Source organism: Enterobacter cloacae complex sp.6700776 (assembly GCF_048284255.1).
Classification (GTDB): Bacteria; Pseudomonadota; Gammaproteobacteria; order Enterobacterales; family Enterobacteriaceae; genus Enterobacter; species Enterobacter intestinihominis.
The window spans coordinates 336262-354399 of record NZ_JBLVYK010000002.1 but is presented as its reverse complement, the minus strand read 5'-3'; the positions used below and the strand labels follow the sequence as shown (position 1 = coordinate 354399).

20 protein-coding genes are annotated in these 18138 nt (G+C 54.8%); 16 read left to right on the top strand and 4 right to left on the bottom strand.

The genetic code is table 11. The annotated features are described in order from the left end of the window. Positions 1-73 precede the first annotated feature (73 nt). Positions 74-679, bottom strand: a complete 606-nt coding sequence (locus tag ACNQ0T_RS05750; protein ID WP_032625916.1) for an ankyrin repeat domain-containing protein — start codon at positions 677-679, stop codon at positions 74-76. A gap of 320 nt (positions 680-999) precedes the next feature. Between ACNQ0T_RS05750 and ACNQ0T_RS05745 the strand changes: the two genes are divergently transcribed. After that, a complete protein-coding gene (locus tag ACNQ0T_RS05745; protein ID WP_032625925.1) occupies positions 1000-1929 on the top strand; it encodes a LysR substrate-binding domain-containing protein in 930 nt (309 codons plus the stop codon). On the opposite strand, the gene ACNQ0T_RS05740 is transcribed toward ACNQ0T_RS05745, so the two are convergent. Further along, on the bottom strand, positions 1926-2084 hold the full coding sequence (locus ACNQ0T_RS05740; protein WP_003862203.1) for a YqaE/Pmp3 family membrane protein: 159 nt from the start codon (positions 2082-2084) through the stop codon (positions 1926-1928). The two genes, ACNQ0T_RS05745 and ACNQ0T_RS05740, sit on opposite strands and share 4 nt — an antisense overlap. Before the next feature lie 179 nt (positions 2085-2263). Between ACNQ0T_RS05740 and ACNQ0T_RS05735 the strand changes: the two genes are divergently transcribed. Further along, entirely contained in the window at positions 2264-2782 is a 519-nt protein-coding gene (locus ACNQ0T_RS05735; RefSeq protein WP_126502715.1) for a rhodanese family protein, read from the top strand. An 82-nt stretch (positions 2783-2864) separates the two neighbouring features. Continuing rightward, positions 2865-3044, top strand: coding sequence for a hypothetical protein (locus tag ACNQ0T_RS05730; protein WP_006811690.1), 180 nt, complete (start codon positions 2865-2867; stop codon positions 3042-3044). Between the two features lie 37 nt (positions 3045-3081). On the opposite strand, the gene stpA is transcribed toward ACNQ0T_RS05730, so the two are convergent. Continuing rightward, the gene (stpA, locus tag ACNQ0T_RS05725; RefSeq protein WP_022649126.1) at positions 3082-3486 is read right to left on the bottom strand and encodes a DNA-binding protein StpA; all 405 of its coding nucleotides are present in this window, start codon (positions 3484-3486) and stop codon (positions 3082-3084) included. Between the two features lie 497 nt (positions 3487-3983). Between stpA and alaE the strand changes: the two genes are divergently transcribed. After that, positions 3984-4433, top strand: coding sequence for an L-alanine exporter AlaE (gene alaE, locus ACNQ0T_RS05720; protein WP_022649127.1), 450 nt, complete (start codon positions 3984-3986; stop codon positions 4431-4433). 32 nt (positions 4434-4465) lie between these two features. On the opposite strand, the gene ACNQ0T_RS05715 is transcribed toward alaE, so the two are convergent. Then, entirely contained in the window at positions 4466-4810 is a 345-nt protein-coding gene (locus tag ACNQ0T_RS05715) for a DUF2002 family protein (RefSeq protein ID WP_006811693.1), read from the bottom strand. A 158-nt stretch (positions 4811-4968) separates the two neighbouring features. On the opposite strand from ACNQ0T_RS05715, the gene ACNQ0T_RS05710 reads away from it, so the two are divergent. The 12 genes from ACNQ0T_RS05710 to emrB all read left to right on the top strand — a co-directional run bounded on the left by ACNQ0T_RS05710 (position 4969) and on the right by emrB (position 17939). Beyond that, positions 4969-5295 carry a DUF883 domain-containing protein gene (locus tag ACNQ0T_RS05710; RefSeq protein ID WP_017382769.1) on the top strand — a complete coding sequence of 109 codons (327 nt, stop codon included), beginning with the start codon at positions 4969-4971 and terminating at the stop codon, positions 5293-5295. A gap of 243 nt (positions 5296-5538) precedes the next feature. Then, complete coding sequence (nrdH, locus tag ACNQ0T_RS05705; protein ID WP_017382770.1) at positions 5539-5778, top strand: glutaredoxin-like protein NrdH; 240 nt, start codon at positions 5539-5541, stop codon at positions 5776-5778. After that, the gene (gene nrdI, locus ACNQ0T_RS05700; protein WP_022649128.1) at positions 5775-6185 is read left to right on the top strand and encodes a class Ib ribonucleoside-diphosphate reductase assembly flavoprotein NrdI; all 411 of its coding nucleotides are present in this window, start codon (positions 5775-5777) and stop codon (positions 6183-6185) included. The genes nrdH and nrdI overlap by 4 nt, the downstream gene beginning before the upstream one ends. After that, the gene (gene nrdE, locus ACNQ0T_RS05695) at positions 6158-8302 is read left to right on the top strand and encodes a class 1b ribonucleoside-diphosphate reductase subunit alpha (protein ID WP_417929737.1); all 2145 of its coding nucleotides are present in this window, start codon (positions 6158-6160) and stop codon (positions 8300-8302) included. The genes nrdI and nrdE overlap by 28 nt, the downstream gene beginning before the upstream one ends. A gap of 9 nt (positions 8303-8311) precedes the next feature. Continuing rightward, entirely contained in the window at positions 8312-9271 is a 960-nt protein-coding gene (gene nrdF / locus ACNQ0T_RS05690; RefSeq protein WP_022649130.1) for a class 1b ribonucleoside-diphosphate reductase subunit beta, read from the top strand. Between the two features lie 333 nt (positions 9272-9604). Then, positions 9605-10807 carry a glycine betaine/L-proline ABC transporter ATP-binding protein ProV gene (proV, locus tag ACNQ0T_RS05685; RefSeq protein WP_022649131.1) on the top strand — a complete coding sequence of 401 codons (1203 nt, stop codon included), beginning with the start codon at positions 9605-9607 and terminating at the stop codon, positions 10805-10807. After that, positions 10800-11864 (top strand): glycine betaine/L-proline ABC transporter permease ProW, encoded by a 1065-nt coding sequence (proW, locus tag ACNQ0T_RS05680; RefSeq protein ID WP_022649132.1) that lies wholly within the window; start codon positions 10800-10802, stop codon positions 11862-11864. The genes proV and proW overlap by 8 nt, the downstream gene beginning before the upstream one ends. Positions 11865-11873: 9 nt before the next feature. After that, complete coding sequence (gene proX / locus ACNQ0T_RS05675; RefSeq protein WP_017382774.1) at positions 11874-12869, top strand: glycine betaine/L-proline ABC transporter substrate-binding protein ProX; 996 nt, start codon at positions 11874-11876, stop codon at positions 12867-12869. A 175-nt stretch (positions 12870-13044) separates the two neighbouring features. Continuing rightward, a complete protein-coding gene (locus tag ACNQ0T_RS05670) occupies positions 13045-14229 on the top strand; it encodes an MFS transporter (RefSeq protein WP_063152639.1) in 1185 nt (394 codons plus the stop codon). A gap of 314 nt (positions 14230-14543) precedes the next feature. After that, positions 14544-15074: a multidrug efflux transporter EmrAB transcriptional repressor EmrR gene (gene emrR, locus ACNQ0T_RS05665; protein ID WP_017694792.1), complete on the top strand. Its 531-nt coding sequence runs from the start codon at positions 14544-14546 to the stop codon at positions 15072-15074. 128 nt (positions 15075-15202) lie between these two features. Further along, positions 15203-16375: a multidrug efflux MFS transporter periplasmic adaptor subunit EmrA gene (emrA, locus tag ACNQ0T_RS05660; RefSeq protein WP_022649133.1), complete on the top strand. Its 1173-nt coding sequence runs from the start codon at positions 15203-15205 to the stop codon at positions 16373-16375. Between the two features lie 16 nt (positions 16376-16391). After that, positions 16392-17939 (top strand): multidrug efflux MFS transporter permease subunit EmrB, encoded by a 1548-nt coding sequence (emrB, locus tag ACNQ0T_RS05655; RefSeq protein ID WP_022649134.1) that lies wholly within the window; start codon positions 16392-16394, stop codon positions 17937-17939. Positions 17940-18138: the final 199 nt, after the last annotated feature.

Sequence of the window (18138 nt, the reverse complement as noted above, 5' to 3'; positions counted from 1 at the left end):
TCGTGCTAAATGCACGTCGGTAACAATGCGTTTTTTGATTCACGGCCAGCCAGGGGAAGGCTGACCGAATGCGCTATGCGCCTGCCGCCAGCAGAAGGTCTGCGATCGCGTTGAAGCCTTTTTCCCGCGCCAGTTCGAGCGGGGTTTTGCCGTATTTATCAGTCATGTGCGGATTCGCGCCGTGATCCAGCAGCAGCTTCACAATTTCCTGCTGCTTTGCGCCGCCGTCGTTTAATACGATGGCCTCCAGCAGCGGCGTCCAGCCGACAAAATTGGTGTGGTTGACGTTAATGTCGGTTTTTTCCAGCAGCTCGCGCACGATTTCAACGTGCCCTTTTTCACTGGCAGGGGTAATGCCCACGCCGCCAAAGCGCGTCAGACGGTCGAGATCCGGATCCGCCGGAAGGACAATGCGCAGCAGGGTTAAATCATTGGTCAGGCAGCCGATCAGGAAGGGGTTAAAACAGGTCTGGTCCTGTTTATCAATATCCGCCCCGGCGGAAATTAAAAATTCCACACAGGCGTAATGCTTTTTCAGGCTGGCAATAATAATGGCGGTTCTTTTCTGGCGGTTGGTCGCGTTAATATCCACGCCTTTTTCCAGGCAGGCTTTTAGCGCATCGATATTACCCTCTTCTGCCGCCAGCAAAAATTCTGTAACCAGTGCAGTTGCAGACATATTCAGACTCCCTATGTTTCACTTCTGATGACCTGAGAATAGCAACAGCCTGGTCATAAAAGAATCCGCTTAAAAATGATTCATCGACACGCAATTCATTGTTGAGTTAAATTCAACAGTCCGGCAAAAACGTGCGTCTGTGCAACCTTTTTCTTATGTTTTACCGCTTTTACGCGCCTCGGGCTGCATTATCCTTATGAATGAAAAAGCCTTACACAGCGCGGCTCTACGTAAAAATCCAGAACTGTGACCGACATCAACTATGATGTAACGCCGGTGTTAAAATATGTTCAAAACTGATGGTAACCAGGAGCCATAATATGAATTCCATCTTTACCGAAGAGAATTTGCTGGCCTTCACCACCGCGGCACGCTTTGGCAGTTTTAGCAAAGCGGCTGCCGAGCTGGGCGTGACCACTTCCGCCATCAGTTACACCATCAAACGTATGGAGACCGGGCTGGACGTGGTGCTGTTTGTACGCAACACGCGCAGCATTGAGCTGACCGAATCCGGTTTTTATTTTTATCGTAAAGCGACCGACCTGCTTAATGACTTTCATGCCATCAAGCGCGGGATTGATACCATTTCGCAGGGCATTGAGACGCGGGTGCGCATCTGCATTAATCAGCTTTTGTATACGCCACGCCATACCGCGCGTTTGCTCCAGGTGCTGAAAAAACAGTTTCCTACCTGCCAAATCACGGTGACGACCGAGGTGTATAACGGCGTCTGGGATTCCATCATTAATAATCAGGCCAACATCGCCATTGGCGCGCCGGATACGCTGCTGGATGGCGGTGGCATCGATTACACCGAGATAGGCGCGATCCGCTGGGTATTTGCCATCGCGCCCACGCATCCGCTGGCGTTCGCCCCGGAGCCCATTTCCGAAAGTCAGCTGCGTCTGTATCCCAATATCATGGTCGAGGACACCGCGCATACCATCAACAAGAAGGTCGGCTGGCTGCTTCACGGTCAGGAGGCGATTCTGGTACCGGACTTTAACACCAAATGTCAGTGTCAGATCCTGGGGGAAGGTATTGGATTTTTACCGGAGTATATGACGCGTGAGGCGGTGGAGGACGGGCTGCTGGTAAAGCGGCGAATCAATAATCCGCGCCAGGACTCGCGCATGCTGCTCGCCACGCAGCATGCGGCGACCGGTCAGGTCACGCGCTGGATCAAACAGCAGTTTGGCCCCGAGGGCGCGCTGACCCGGATCTACAGTGATCTATTGTGGCGTACCTAGCTTTTCGTCTGAACCCAAAACGCGTGGATAAGACCCGGGAAGTAACCCAGGATGGTCAGAAGGATGTTCAGGATAAACGCCCAGCCCAGTCCCTTGCCAAGCAGCACGCCCAGCGGCGGGAGAATAATCGTAAAAACAACGCGCCAAAAACCCATAAATAACTCCGTGCAAGCTAACCAATTGAAAATTATAAAAGACACTTCTCTAAGCGTAGCCAGTTTACGGGTAACTGCCATTCGTCTCTCGCGCTTTTACCTGCCTTTACCCTCTTTACACTGGCTGAAACCCTGCCTTAAATGCTCTACTGTTCTGAAATTGACCGTAAGGAAACACAATGTCTCTTCCTCTTATTTCGCCGCAGCAGGCAAACGCGCTTATTGCTGAAGGCGCCAAACTTATCGATATTCGCGACCCCGACGAGTATGCCCGCGAGCATATTCCAGCGGCGCACTCCATTCCGCTGGATTCGTTACCCGGCGGGCTTAACGCAGCGCCGGGAGAAACGGTGATTTTCCACTGTCAGTCTGGCGCAAGAACCGCAAACAATGATGCTCGTCTTGCCCAGGCAGCGTCCCCTGCGAACGCCTTTGTGGTTGAGGGAGGCATTCAGGGCTGGAAGCAAGCCGGGCTGCTGACCGTTGAAGATAAATCGCAGCCACTTCCGCTGATGCGTCAGGTGCAGATCGCCGCCGGGCTGCTGATTCTCTGCGGCGTGGTGCTGGGTTACAGCGTCTCCAGCGGCTTTTTCCTGCTAAGCGGTTTTGTGGGCGCCGGGCTGCTGTTCGCCGGAGTGACAGGTTTTTGCGGTATGGCGCGACTGCTGAAAGTGATGCCGTGGAACCGACGTACCTGATAAGGGGTATCTGAAAGATTAGGCTGTACCCCGCCCCGGACGTGGGCTATGGTGAAGATCGTGACAATGATGAGGAGGTGCTATGTTTTCTGTCGGTGATTATGTCCAACCGCGTCAGGGCGGTCCGAAACTGAAAGTGCTCGAAGTAAATGGTGAAAACATTGTGGCCGTGCAGGCCAGCAATGAGCAGGGCGAGAAATATCACCTGAAAGCGGCGGACGTAGTTCTGTACTCCGAAGAAGGTGACTTTGGCGTCTGCTAAGTCAATAATCGGGCGGAATATACCGCCCGAATAATCATCAGATCAGGAAATCGTCCAGCGATTTACCGTTTGCCAGTGCGTTCGCAATTGGCTTTGGCGTACGTCCCTGACCGGTCCACGTTTTCTCTTCACCGTTCGCGTCGATGAAACGATATTTCGCCGCACGCGCTTTACGTTTTTTAGCCGGCTGGCCCGCATGAGCCAGTTCTCCGCCTAACAGATCGCTCGGGGAAATACCGTCTGCCTTCATCAGTTCCAGCAGAGCATTAATTTTATCCTGCTGTTCAGCGCGCTGGCGCTCTAATTCAGCCTGCTCGCTGCGTTTTTCTTCTGTGACAATCCGAACTTTTTCCAGCACTTCTTCCAGAACATCCATGGATAATTCACGCGCCAGCGCCCGGAGCGTACGGATATTATTAAGATTCTGTAAAGTTAAAGCCATAATAATGAGAAACCTTTCTTCGTGTGTATAACATAAATCAGGCAACAGAATAATTGATTTTTGTTCTGATATCTACCCACTCTGTCGTTTTGACATTATTGTAAATGTTTTAGAATATCCCGTTAATATAACCCCGAATAACCTGTCAGTTTTAATGCGTAATATTCCGTCCTGCACCTGGTCAAAAATCCCTGTTTAATGCCGTTCAAAAAACCGCCCGGCATCCTCCGAATAACAAACGTTATACGCTTGCTCAGATAAGCTAATAGTTTGATTTCGTTTAATAAAACGGTGAATGGGAAAGAAAATAACGACTCGCACAAAAAACAGCCAACTTTAGAGAATTTTATCGACAAAGCGCCCATAAATAAAAATTAATCACTACTTGTTAGTTAAAAGCCAGAGGGATACGCTATACACTCAAAACAAACCAACCTAAAGCACTAAACGCCGCAGGTAAAAACGCCACTTTTTTGTCCTGTTCGAGGAGTTCAGACATGTTCTCACCGCAGTCTCGCCTGCGCCATGCGGTAGCGGATACGTTCGCGATGGTCGTTTACTGTTCCGTCGTAAACATGCTGATTGAAATTTTCCTGTCCGGAATGACCTTTGAGCAGTCCCTCTCATCGCGCCTGGTGGCCATTCCGGTGAATATCATGATTGCCTGGCCGTACGGAATGTATCGCGATGCGGTGATGCGTTTCGCCCGGCGTATTAGCCCGGCAGGTTGGGTAAAAAACCTGGCGGACGTGCTGGCTTACGTGACGTTCCAGTCCCCGGTGTATGTGGTTATTTTGCTGACGGTGGGCGCAGACTGGCATCAAATCGCCGCCGCGGTAAGTTCAAATATCGTGGTATCTATGCTGATGGGTGCGGTGTACGGTTACTTCCTTGACTACTGCCGCCGCCTGTTTAAAGTCAGCCCTTATAGCCAGGCAAAAGCGTAAGATAAGGCGACTGGCTCATGCCAGTCGCTGAGTTATTGTACGTCGCCAAACAGCCCTTTCAGAAAACGCTCCAGCGCCATACGCGAGCTGAAACCGTGCGGAATACCATAATGTTCATGCGTCTCGCCGCCTAAATAGAGCGGAAATTGCTGATAATGATCGCAGGTTTTAATATCCGAGGCGGGCTCAGCAAATGACAGGCTTCTGTCTTTGAGTGTCGGGTGAATAATGAGAGCAGTACGCCCCATTCTTGCTTCACGGTTGACGTAAACATAATTCTCACCACGGCGATATCCGTACGCTTTTGATGTTACCTCATCCATGGTGAACCCTTCTTTTTCAAGAACGCGCGCCACCTCATCGGGTCGTAAATACATATCTTTTCCTCATTATCATACCTGCCGGGCAACCTTACAGTATTCAGCATTAGCAGGGCTTTCAGAATATTCCATAAACTGCCCGATAAGCCGTGACTCGCTTCAGATATTACATTTCTGGACTAAACTAAACGGGAACACAAATTATGGAGGATCGTATGTTTAACAGACCGAACCGAAACGATATTAACGACGACACCCAGGATATTCGTAACGATGTCAGCCAATTAGCGGACACGCTGGAAGCCGTATTGAAATCCTGGGGCTCTGACGCGAAGGATGAAGCAGATGCCGCGAAACGTAAGGCTCAGTCTCTGCTGCGTGAAACGCGCGCAAGGATGAATGGCCGCTCACGTACCACTCAGGCGGCCTGCGATATGGCCAGCTGCGCCACCACCTTCGTACGTGAAAAACCGCTGTGTACGCTGGGAACGGTCGCGGCAGTCGGGATTTTTGTCGGCGCCCTGCTTAGCCTGCGTAAGTAAGCACGCGTTCTCAGCCCCGGTAGCCTCAGGCGCCGGGGCTTTTATTTGCCTGAAAGCCTGAAAAACCCGCGCAGTTCGCCCTGCCCCGCCAGGCTCATCATTGGGGCCTTATCAATCTGAATTTCCCATATCTTGTGTGGTTGAAAGTTATCTCAACTACATCTAGTATTCCCTTTAGCAAGACAGATACAACATGACGCGTTTACTCGCGCCGTTCTCTCATTCTAAATGGAAATACGAATCATGAGCATTATTATTTACACTCGTAACGATTGTGTTCAGTGCCACGCCACGAAACGGGCGATGGAGAGTCGCGGCGTGGCATTTGAGATGGTCAATATAGATCAGGTGCCTGACGCGGCAGACACCCTGCGGGCGCAGGGTTTCCGCCAGCTTCCGGTCGTGGTTGCTGGCGACACCAGCTGGTCTGGCTTTCGTCCGGACATGATCAACCGCCTTGCCGCTCAGGGCGTCAGTGCATGAGCAGGCTGGTCTACTTTTCCAGCAGCTCGGAAAACACGCTTCGGTTTATGGAGCGTCTCGGGCTGCCCGCGATTCGCATTCCGCTGAACGAGCGGGAGCGTATTCAGGTAGACGAACCCTACATTCTGGTAGTGCCCAGCTATGGCGGTGGCGGCACCGCGGGGGCTGTGCCTCGTCAGGTGATCCGCTTTCTGAACGACCCCCATAACCGGCAGCTGATTCGCGGCGTGATCGCGGCAGGCAATCGCAACTTCGGCGAGGCCTTTGCCCGCGCCGGGGATGTCATCTCTCAAAAATGCGGCGTGCCGTATCTCTATCGTTTTGAACTGATGGGGACACAGCAGGACGTAGAGAACGTGCGTAAAGGAGTGAACGAATTTTGGCAACGACAACCGCAGAGCGCGTGATTCAGGCGACGCCGGATTACCATGCATTAAACGCCATGCTAAACCTCTATGACCGGGAGGGGCGCATTCAGTTTGGCAAAGATCGTGAGGCGGTGGACGCCTTTTTTGCCGCTCATGTACGCCCGAACAGCGTCGTCTTTGGCAGCCAGCAGGAACGTCTCGACTGGCTGGTAAAAGAGGGTTATTACGAAGAGCGCGTCCTGACCCGCTACGACCGCGCCTTCGCGGTGGCATTGTTTGAATGGGCGCACGCCAGCGGTTTTCGCTTCCAGACGTTTCTCGGCGCGTGGAAGTATTACACCAGCTACACCCTGAAAACCTTCGACGGCAAACGCTATTTAGAAAGCTTTGAAGATCGGGTGGTGATGGTAGCCCTGACGCTGGCGCAGGGCGATGAAGCCCTGGCCGAAAGACTGACGGAGGAGATCCTCTCCGGTCGCTTCCAGCCCGCCACGCCAACGTTCCTTAACTGCGGCAAAGCCCAGCGCGGCGAGCTGGTCTCCTGCTTCCTTCTGCGTATTGAAGACAATATGGAGTCGATTGGCCGTGCGGTAAATTCGGCGCTACAGCTTTCGAAACGCGGCGGCGGCGTGGCATTTCTGCTTTCGAACCTGCGGGAAGCGGGCGCGCCGATCAAGCGCATCGAAAACCAGTCCTCCGGCGTCATCCCGGTGATGAAGATGCTGGAAGATGCCTTCTCATACGCCAACCAGCTTGGCGCACGTCAGGGCGCGGGTGCGGTTTATCTGCACGCGCATCATCCGGACATTCTGCGTTTTCTGGATACCAAACGTGAAAACGCCGACGAAAAGATCCGCATTAAAACCCTGTCACTCGGCGTGGTGATCCCGGATATCACGTTTAAGCTGGCCAAAGAAAATGCCGACATGGCGCTTTTCTCACCGTATGACGTCGAGCGTATCTACGGCAAAGCCTTTGGCGATGTGGCCATCAGCGAACTGTATGACGAACTGGTGGCGGACGAGCGCATTCGTAAGAAATACATTAACGCCCGCGACTTTTTCCAGACGCTTGCCGAAATTCAGTTTGAGTCCGGGTACCCGTACATCATGTACGAGGATACGGTGAACCGCGCCAACCCGATTGCCGGGCGCATCAATATGAGCAATCTGTGCTCGGAGATTTTGCAGGTCAACAGCGCGTCCAGTTACGACGAGAACCTCGACTACGCGGATATCGGCAAAGATATCTCCTGCAATCTCGGTTCGCTGAATATTGCCCACACCATGGATTCCCCCGATTTTGGCCGCACGGTAGAGACCGCCATTCGCGGGCTGACGGCGGTATCGGACATGAGCCACATCCGCAGCGTACCGTCCATTGAGGCGGGCAACGCCGCGTCGCATGCCATCGGCCTTGGGCAGATGAACCTGCACGGCTATCTGGCGCGGGAGGGTATCGCCTACGGCAGCCCGGAAGGGCTGGATTTCACCAACCTTTATTTCTATACCATCACCTGGCATGCGCTGCATACCTCGATGATGCTGGCGCGCGAACGCAACCAGCGGTTCGCAGGCTTTGATCAGTCCCGCTACGCCAGCGGAGAGTATTTCAGCCAGTATCTGGAAGGCGACTGGCAGCCGAAAACCGAAAAAGTACGCGCGCTTTTCGACCGCGCCGGCATCACCCTGCCGACGCGTGAGATGTGGCAACAGCTGCGTGAGGATGTGATGCACTACGGCATCTATAACCAGAATCTTCAGGCGGTTCCGCCAACCGGCTCCATTTCCTATATAAATCATGCCACCTCGAGCATCCATCCGATCGTGTCGAAAATTGAAATCCGCAAGGAAGGCAAAACCGGACGCGTCTACTACCCTGCCCCGTTTATGACTAACGAGAATCTGGCTCTGTACCAGGACGCCTATGAGATCGGCCCGGAAAAGATCATTGATACCTACGCCGAGGCGACCAGACATGTGGACCAGGGGCTGTCGCTGACGCTCTTCTTCCCGGACACCGCCACCACGCGGGATATCAATAAAGCGCAGATCTACGCCTGGAAGAGAGGCATCAAAACGCTGTACTACATTCGCCTGCGCCAGCTCGCGCTGGAAGGTACCGAAATTGAAGGCTGCGTGTCCTGCGCGCTGTAAGGAGAAAGGATGAAACTGTCACGCGTAAGTGCCGTTAACTGGAACAAAATTCAGGATGATAAAGACCTGGAGGTCTGGAACCGCCTGACCAGCAACTTCTGGCTGCCGGAAAAGGTGCCGCTCTCCAACGATATTCCGGCCTGGCAAACCCTGAGCCATGCCGAGCAGCAGCTGACAATCCGCGTCTTTACCGGCCTGACGCTGCTGGACACCATTCAGAATACCGTGGGTGCGCCCGCGCTGATGAGTGATGCGCTGACCCCGCACGAAGAGGCGGTAATGTCGAATATCAGCTTTATGGAGGCGGTCCATGCCCGCTCTTACAGCTCGATTTTCTCCACCCTGTGCCAGACCAGAGACGTGGACGCGGCCTACGCCTGGAGCGAAGAGAGCGCGTCATTGCAGCGCAAGGCAGATCTGGTGCTGGAATATTACCGGGCCGACGAGCCGCTGAAGAAGAAGATCGCCAGCGTGTTCCTGGAATCTTTTCTCTTCTATTCCGGCTTCTGGCTGCCCATGTACTGGTCGAGCCGGGGCAAGCTCACTAATACCGCCGATTTGATTCGCCTCATCATCCGCGATGAAGCGGTACACGGGTATTACATCGGCTATAAGTACCAGAAAGGACTGGAGAAAGTCACCCCGGAAAAACGCGAGGAACTCAAAGGTTTTGCCCTCGATTTACTGATGGATCTGTATGACAACGAGCTGAGCTATACCGAGGAGCTGTACGCCGGAACGGGCTGGGAAGAGGACGTAAAAGCCTTCCTCTGCTACAACGCCAACAAGGCGCTGATGAACCTGGGCTACGAAGCGTTATTCCCACCGGAAATGGCGGAAGTGAACCCGGCGATCCTCGCGGCGCTGTCGCCCAACGCCGATGAAAACCACGACTTCTTTTCCGGGTCCGGCTCGTCGTACGTGATGGGTAAAGCGGTGGAGACGCAAGACGAGGACTGGGATTTTTAATGAATGAATTAACGTTCATTAATTAACTCTACATTTCATTATTTTCAGCCGAATATTCCACTACGTACTACACTGTAATTTCTCCTTCATATTCGCCTGAATCACACCGATTCAGGCGAAATTCTCCCATGCAGTAGCAAAAAATTGAGAAAAATTCAAAGCGCCCTCAGCCCTTTATTCATGGGAAATTCAGCCGTTTCGCTTGCGGTAAAATTCCGACCTCAGGCAGGTCCAGGGTTGTCTCAGATTCTGAGTATGTTAGGGTAATGCCAGTTAACTATTTACCATGGTAATCATATCGACATAAACAAATAACAGGACACTCTCTATTGCATGGCAATTAAATTAGAAGTGAAAAATCTTTATAAAGTATTTGGCGAGCACCCACAGCGTGCTTTCAAATATATTGAGAAAGGCCTTTCGAAAGAGCAAATTCTGGAAAAAACCGGGCTATCGCTTGGCGTTAAAGACGCCAGTCTGGCCATTGAAGAAGGCGAGATTTTTGTCATCATGGGATTATCCGGTTCGGGTAAATCCACTATGGTTCGCCTTCTCAATCGCCTGATTGAACCCACCCGCGGACAGGTGCTGATTGACGGCGTTGATATCGCCAGAATATCAGACGCGGAACTCCGCGAGGTGCGCAGAAAGAAAATTGCGATGGTGTTTCAGTCATTTGCACTGATGCCGCACATGACGGTACTCGATAATACCGCCTTTGGCATGGAGTTAGCCGGCACGCCCGCTCAGGAACGTCAGGAAAAAGCCCTTGATGCACTGCGTCAGGTCGGGCTGGAAAATTATGCTCATGCGTATCCGGATGAGCTCTCCGGCGGTATGCGTCAGCGCGTAGGATTAGCGCGCGCATTAGCGATTAATCCGGATATTTTATTAATGGACGAAGCCTTCTCGGCGCTCGATCCCTTAATTCGCACCGAGATGCAGGATGAGTTGGTAAAATTACAGGCCAAACATCAGCGCACCATTGTTTTTATTTCTCACGATCTGGATGAAGCCATGCGTATTGGCGACCGTATCGCCATTATGCAAAATGGTGAAGTGGTGCAGGTCGGCACACCGGATGAAATTCTCAATAATCCGGCGAATGATTATGTGCGCACCTTCTTCCGCGGCGTGGATATTAGCCACGTATTCAGTGCGAAAGATATTGCCCGCCGAACACCAAACGGCATTATTCGAAAAACGCCAGGTTTTGGTCCGCGCTCCGCGCTGAAGCTGTTGCAGGACGAAGACCGTGAATACGGTTATCTGGTTGAACGCGGCAATAAATTTGTCGGCGTTGTCTCCATCGACTCCCTGAAAACCGCCCTGAGCGAAAATCAGGGAATCGATGCGGCGTTGATTGACGCTCCGCTTGCCGTGGACGCCGAAACGCCGCTCAGCGAGTTGCTCTCTCACGTGGGTCAGGCGCCGTGCGCCGTGCCGGTTGTCGGTGAAGAACAACAGTACGTTGGCATCATCTCAAAACGGATGCTGCTACAGGCTTTAGATCGCGAGGGGACAAACAATGGCTGATCAATCAAACCCATGGGGCACCACTGAAGCAGCGGACAGCGCGGCGCAATCTGCCGATGCGTGGGGGTCGACGCCTGCGCCTGCCGATGGCGGCGGCGCGGCAGACTGGCTCAACAGCGCACCGGCGCCTGCCCCAGAGCATTTCAATATTATGGATCCGTTCCACAAGACGCTGATCCCGCTGGATAGCTGGGTAACGGAGGGTATCGACTGGGTCGTTACCCACTTCCGTCCGGTGTTCCAGGGGATCCGCATCCCGGTGGATTACATCCTGAACGGCTTCCAGCAGCTGATGCTGGGCATGCCCGCGCCGGTGGCGATTATCCTGTTCTCGCTGATCGCATGGCAGTTCGGCAGCGCGGGTATGGGGATCGCCACGCTCATCTCCCTGATTGCCATCGGCGCGATTGGCGCGTGGTCTCAGGCGATGATCACCCTGGCGCTGGTGCTGACCGCCCTGCTGTTCTGCGTGGCGATCGGCCTGCCGATGGGGATCTGGCTGGCGCGCAGCCCACGGGCCGCAAAAATTATCCGCCCGCTGCTGGATGCGATGCAGACCACGCCAGCGTTCGTTTACCTGGTGCCTATCGTGATGCTGTTCGGCATCGGTAACGTACCGGGGGTGGTCGTGACCATTATCTTTGCCCTGCCGCCGATTATTCGCCTGACCATTCTGGGCATTAACCAGGTGCCTGCGGATCTGATAGAGGCATCACGCTCGTTTGGCGCCAGCCCGCGTCAGATGCTGTTTAAGGTTCAGCTTCCGCTGGCGATGCCGACCATTATGGCAGGTGTTAACCAGACGCTGATGCTGGCGCTGTCGATGGTGGTGATCGCCTCAATGATTGCCGTTGGCGGGTTAGGTCAGATGGTACTGCGCGGCATTGGCCGTCTCGATATGGGGCTGGCGACCGTCGGCGGCGTCGGGATTGTGATCCTCGCCATCATTCTTGACCGCCTGACCCAGGCTGTCGGTCGTGATTCACGCAGTCGCGGCAACCGTCGCTGGTATACCACCGGCCCTGTCGGGTTACTCACCCGCCCATTCACAAAATAAGGAACAACGATGCGACATAACGTACTTTTTGCCACAGCGTTTGCGACCCTTGTCTCCACCAGCGCAGTTGCCGCTGACCTGCCGGGCAAAGGCATTACCGTGCAGCCGGTGCAGAGCACCATTTCGGAAGAGTCCTTCCAGACCCAGATTGTCAGCCGTGCGCTGGAGAAACTGGGCTATACGGTGAATACCGCCAGCGAAGTGGATTACAACGTGGGCTATACCTCTATTGCCTCCGGCGATGCCACCTTTACCGCCGTGAACTGGCAGCCGCTGCACGACGATATGTATGCCGCCGCAGGCGGTGACAAGAAATTCTACCGCGAAGGCACCTTTGTGACCGGCGCTGCGCAGGGATATTTGATCGACAAGAAAACCGCCGATAAGTATCACATCACCAATATTGAACAGCTGAAAGATCCGAAGATCGCCAAACTCTTTGATACCAACGGTGACGGCAAAGCCGACATGATGGGCTGCTCGCCGGGCTGGGGCTGTGAAGCGGTGATTAACCACCAGAACAAAGCCTTCGATCTGGCGAAGACCGTCGACGTGAGCCACGGCAATTACTCTGCGATGATGGCCGATACCATCGCCCGCTTTAAAGAAGGCAAGCCGGTGATCTACTACACCTGGACGCCGTACTGGGTGAGCGACGTGCTGAAGCCGGGCAAAGACGTGGTATGGTTGCAGGTGCCCTTCTCCTCCCTGCCGGGCGAGCAGAAAGATATCGACACCAAACTGCCAAACGGCATGAACTATGGCTTCCCGGTGAATACCATGCATATCGTGGCGAACAAAGCCTGGGCCGAGAAAAACCCGGCGGCGGCGAAGCTGTTCTCGGTAATGAAACTGCCGCTGGCAGACATTAACGCCCAGAACGCGATGATGCACGCGGGTAAATCATCCGAAGCTGATATCAAAGGCCACGTGGATGGCTGGATCAAAGCCCACCAGCAGCAGTTCGATGGCTGGGTGAAAGAGGCGCTTGAGGCGCAGAAGTAAAAATACTACCCCTCACCCTGCCCTCTCCCCAAAGGGGAGAGGGATAGGGTGAGGGGATCAAACCGCACCCAACCTAAACCGCACAATCCACCACGTAACAATCCCCCAACATTCACAATCATTGGTTATTATGTTTCCGGAAAAATAATCACTTAACTTACGATTCCTGAAACAAATGACAAAAACAACTCAAGGGCTTAGCCCCGCACTCATCCTTTTAATGTCCGTGGCAACGGGACTGGCCGTCGCCAGCAACTATTACGCACAACCTCTGCTTGATACTATCGCGCGTGCTTTCGATCTTTCAGCCAGCTCCGCCGGCTTTATCGTCACCGCTGCGCAGCTCGGCTATGCGGCCGGGCTGCTGTTCCTGGTGCCATTAGGCGATATGTTTGAGCGCCGGATGCTTATCGTCTCCATGACGCTGCTGGCCGCAGGCGGGATGTTGATCACCGCCAGCAGCCAGTCGTTAACGATGATGATTATCGGTACCGCGCTGACGGGGCTGTTCTCGGTGGTGGCACAAATTCTGGTTCCCCTCGCGGCGACGCTGGCTTCCCCGGAAAAACGCGGCAAAGTGGTTGGCACTATTATGAGCGGCCTGCTGCTGGGCATCCTGCTGGCGCGAACCGTTGCCGGGCTGCTGGCGACCCTCGGCGGCTGGCGCACCGTTTACTGGGTGGCAAGCGTGCTGATGGTTATCATGGCGCTGGCCCTGTGGCGCGGCCTGCCAAAGGTGAAGCAGGAAAATCACCTGAACTATCCGCAGCTCCTCGCCTCCGTTTTCAGCCTCTTCACCCGGGATAAACTCCTGCGCACACGCGCCGTTCTGGGGTGTCTCACCTTCGCCAACTTCAGCATCTTATGGACGTCGATGGCGTTTCTGCTCGCCGCGCCGCCGTTTAACTACTCAGAAGGCGTGATTGGCCTGTTCGGGCTGGCAGGCGCGGCTGGCGCACTGGGCGCGCGCCCGGCGGGTGGCCTGGCCGACAAAGGTAAATCTCATATGACCACCTCCGCAGGGCTGGTTTTACTCCTGCTCTCATGGGCGGCTATCTGGTACGGACACGTCTCAGTGCTGGCGCTAATTGTCGGTATTCTGGTACTCGACCTCACCGTGCAGGGCGTACATATCACCAACCAGACCGTGATTTACCGCGTGAAACCAGACGCCCGTAACCGTCTGACGGCCGGGTACATGACCAGCTACTTTATCGGCGGCGCGGCGGGCTCGCTAATCTCAGCCTCCGCCTGGCAGCATGCGGGCTGGACGGGCGTGTGCGCAATCGGCGCCATCGTGGCGGCGATAAATCTGCTGGTATGGTGGCGCGGCTATCACCGCCAGGAAGCAATTCACTAAGTTTTACATTGCTTTGGGCCCCCTGGGGTGTAAAGGGGGCCTGCATCTGTTAAGGTAACGGTAATCATTTATCCCAGAAATTTTACTGTGGGTGACATATTTACTACCGGCATGAATAGTTCAGACCCCAGTCCTCACATCCCCTCTTTCGCGGGTACACACCCCACACTTTCTGTGCTCACCGGGTCACGGATTTACCCGGCGCTTTCTGATGGTGACATACGTTTGGCGGATATAACCGCACAAATAATTCATTTACATTATTTGTCACTATCGTTACTATATCGGCTGTAATTAATGAGGTTATGCCCAAAATGGATAGTTCGTTTACGCCCATTGAACAAATGCTTAAGTTCCGCGCCAGTCGTCATGAGGACTTCCCGTATCAGGAGATCCTGCTGACCCGCCTGTGCATGCACATGCAGGGTAAGCTGCTGGAAAATCGTAACAAGATGCTGAAAGCGCAAGGGATTAACGAGACGTTGTTTATGGCGTTGATTACGCTTGAGTCTCAGGAAAACCACAGCATTCAGCCGTCTGAACTGAGCTGCGCGCTGGGTTCATCCCGTACCAATGCAACCCGTATTGCTGATGAGCTGGAGAAGCGCGGCTGGATCGAGCGCCGTGAGAGCGATAACGATCGCCGCTGCCTGCATCTGCAACTGACCGAGAAAGGTCACGAATTCCTGCGCGAAGTGCTGCCACCGCAGCATAACTGCCTGCACCAGCTTTGGTCTGCCCTCAGCACCGCCGAGCGCGACCAGCTTGAGCACATTACTCGCAAGCTGCTCACCCGTCTGGACCAGATGGATGAAGATGGCGTCATTCTTGAGGCGCTGCGCTAACGCGACGATCCGCTCAACATTCCAGATTGCAAAAGAAAAACTGACAGGCCAGCACGTGAAACTGCTGGCCTTTCTGACAACAGGTCGGCTCAGCCGATGTGAAAATAAAAAGATCGTGGAGAACAACAATGAGCGCAAATGCGGAGAACACCCCCCCGCAGCAACCGGTCAACAAGAAGGGCAAACGTAAGAGCGCCCTTATTCTGCTGACCTTGCTCTTTATTATTATTGCCGTGGCATATGGGATCTATTGGTTTTTAGTCTTGCGTCATGTTGAAGAGACAGACGATGCATACGTGGCAGGGAATCAGGTTCAAATCATGGCGCAGGTGTCAGGCAGCGTGACGAAAGTCTGGGCTGACAACACCGACTTTGTGAAAAAAGGGGATGTGCTGGTCACGCTCGACCCGACCGACGCCCAACAGGCGTTTGAAAAAGCACAGACGGCGCTGGCCTCCAGCGTTCGCCAGACCCGCCAGCTGATGATCAACAGCAAACAGCTTCAGGCCAATATCGACGTGCAGAAAACGGCCCTGGCCCAGGCGCAGAGCGACCTCAAGCGTCGTGTTCCTCTCGGCACCGCCAACCTGATTGGCCGTGAAGAGTTGCAGCACGCCCGCGATGCGGTGGCAAGCGCACAGGCGCAGCTGGACGTGGCGATCCAACAGTACAACGCCAACCAGGCGATGGTGCTGGGCACCTCTCTGGAAAACCAGCCGGCGGTGAAACAGGCGGCGACCGAAGTGCGTAACGCATGGCTTGCCCTGCAACGTACCAAAATCGTCAGCCCGATGACCGGTTACGTTTCCCGTCGTTCCGTGCAGCCGGGTGCGCAAATTAGCACCACCACGCCGCTGATGGCGGTCGTTCCGGCGAACAACCTGTGGGTGGACGCGAACTTCAAAGAGACCCAGCTGGCGCATATGCGTATCGGCCAGACCGCAACCGTGGTCAGCGATATCTACGGTGATGACGTGAAGTACACCGGTAAAGTAGTCGGTCTGGACATGGGGACCGGCAGCGCGTTCAGCCTGCTGCCTGCACAGAACGCCACCGGCAACTGGATCAAAGTGGTACAGCGCTTGCCTGTACGTATCGAGCTGGATCCTAAGCAGCTGGCAGACCATCCGCTGCGAATTGGCCTTTCCACGCTGGTGACGGTCGATACCGCCAACCGCGACGGTCAGATCCTCGCAAGCCAGGTGCGCAGCACGCCAGCTTATGAAAGTAACGCCCGTGAAATTAGCCTCGATCCGGTCAATAAGCTGATCGATGACATCGTGAAGGCAAACGCCGGTTAAGCCGAAGGTGAGCGTTATGCAACAGCAAAAGCCGCAAAAACCGCTTGAGGGGGCGCAGCTGGTCATTATGACCATTGCGCTGTCGCTGGCGACATTCATGCAGGTGCTGGACTCCACCATCGCAAACGTGGCGATCCCTACGATCGCCGGGAACCTTGGCTCATCGCTGAGCCAGGGGACCTGGGTCATTACCTCATTCGGGGTGGCGAACGCCATCTCTATTCCCATCACCGGCTGGCTGGCGAAGCGCGTCGGTGAAGTGAAGCTGTTCCTCTGGTCGACGATCCTGTTCGTGCTGGCCTCCTGGGCCTGCGGCATGTCCAGCAGCCTGACGATGCTGATTTTCTTCCGCGTCATCCAGGGGATTGTCGCCGGGCCGTTGATTCCGCTATCGCAGAGTTTACTGCTGAACAACTATCCGCCCGCCAAGCGCTCCATCGCGCTCGCGCTGTGGTCGATGACGGTGATTGTCGCCCCAATTTGCGGGCCAATCCTCGGCGGCTATATCAGCGATAACTATCACTGGGGCTGGATCTTCTTCATCAACGTACCCATCGGTGCGCTGGTGGTGCTGATGACGCTACAGTCTCTGCGTGGTCGCGAAACGCGGACCGAACAGCGGCGGATCGACGGCATCGGGCTGGCACTGCTGGTTGTCGGCATCGGCAGCCTGCAAATCATGCTCGACCGCGGCAAAGAGCTGGACTGGTTCGCCTCTACGGAAATCATCGTGCTGACGGTGGTCGCCGTGGTTGCCATTAGCTTCCTGATTGTCTGGGAGCTGACGGACGAAAATCCGATAGTCGACCTCTCGCTGTTTAAATCGCGAAACTTCACCATCGGCTGCCTCTGTATCAGCCTCGCCTATATGCTCTACTTCGGCGCGATTGTTCTGCTGCCGCAGCTGTTGCAGGAGGTGTACGGCTATACCGCAACCTGGGCGGGGCTGGCCTCCGCGCCGGTGGGGTTAATTCCGGTTCTGCTGTCGCCGATTATTGGCCGTTTCGCCCATAAGCTCGACATGCGCAGGCTGGTGACGTTCAGCTTCATCATGTACGCCGTGTGCTTCTACTGGCGCGCGTATACGTTTGAACCGGGAATGGACTTTGGCGCCTCCGCGTGGCCGCAGTTTATTCAGGGCTTTGCTGTGGCGTGCTTCTTTATGCCACTGACCACCATTACGCTTTCGGGCTTGCCGCCTGAGCGGATGGCGGCGGCATCGAGCCTGTCGAACTTCACCCGTACGCTGGCGGGCTCCATCGGGACATCGATCACCACCACGCTGTGGACCAACCGGGAAGCGATGCACCATGCCCAACTGACCGAAGCGGTGAACCCGTTCAACCCTAACGCTCAGCAGATGTATAGCCAGCTTGAGGGGATGGGGATGACGGAGCAGCAGGCGTCCGGCTGGCTTGCCCAGCAGATCACCAACCAGGGGCTGATTATCTCGGCAAACGAGATTTTCTGGATATCGGCGGGGATCTTCATCGTCCTGCTGGGGCTGGTGTGGTTTGCCAAACCACCGTTTGGTGCCGGTAGCGGGGGCGGTGGAGCGCACTAGCCCTGTGCACGGGTTGCCCGGTGGCGCTACGCTTACCGGGCCTACGAACGTAGGCCGGATAAGGCGTAGCCGCCACCGGCAAAACACCGCACCGTGTCCAAAACGCGACAGCGATTGTCAGTTCCGATAAAGCAGCGCGCCTGAAATTGATTCACGAGAGTGAAAAGACAACAGGAGCGTACCATGCTGAACACACCCG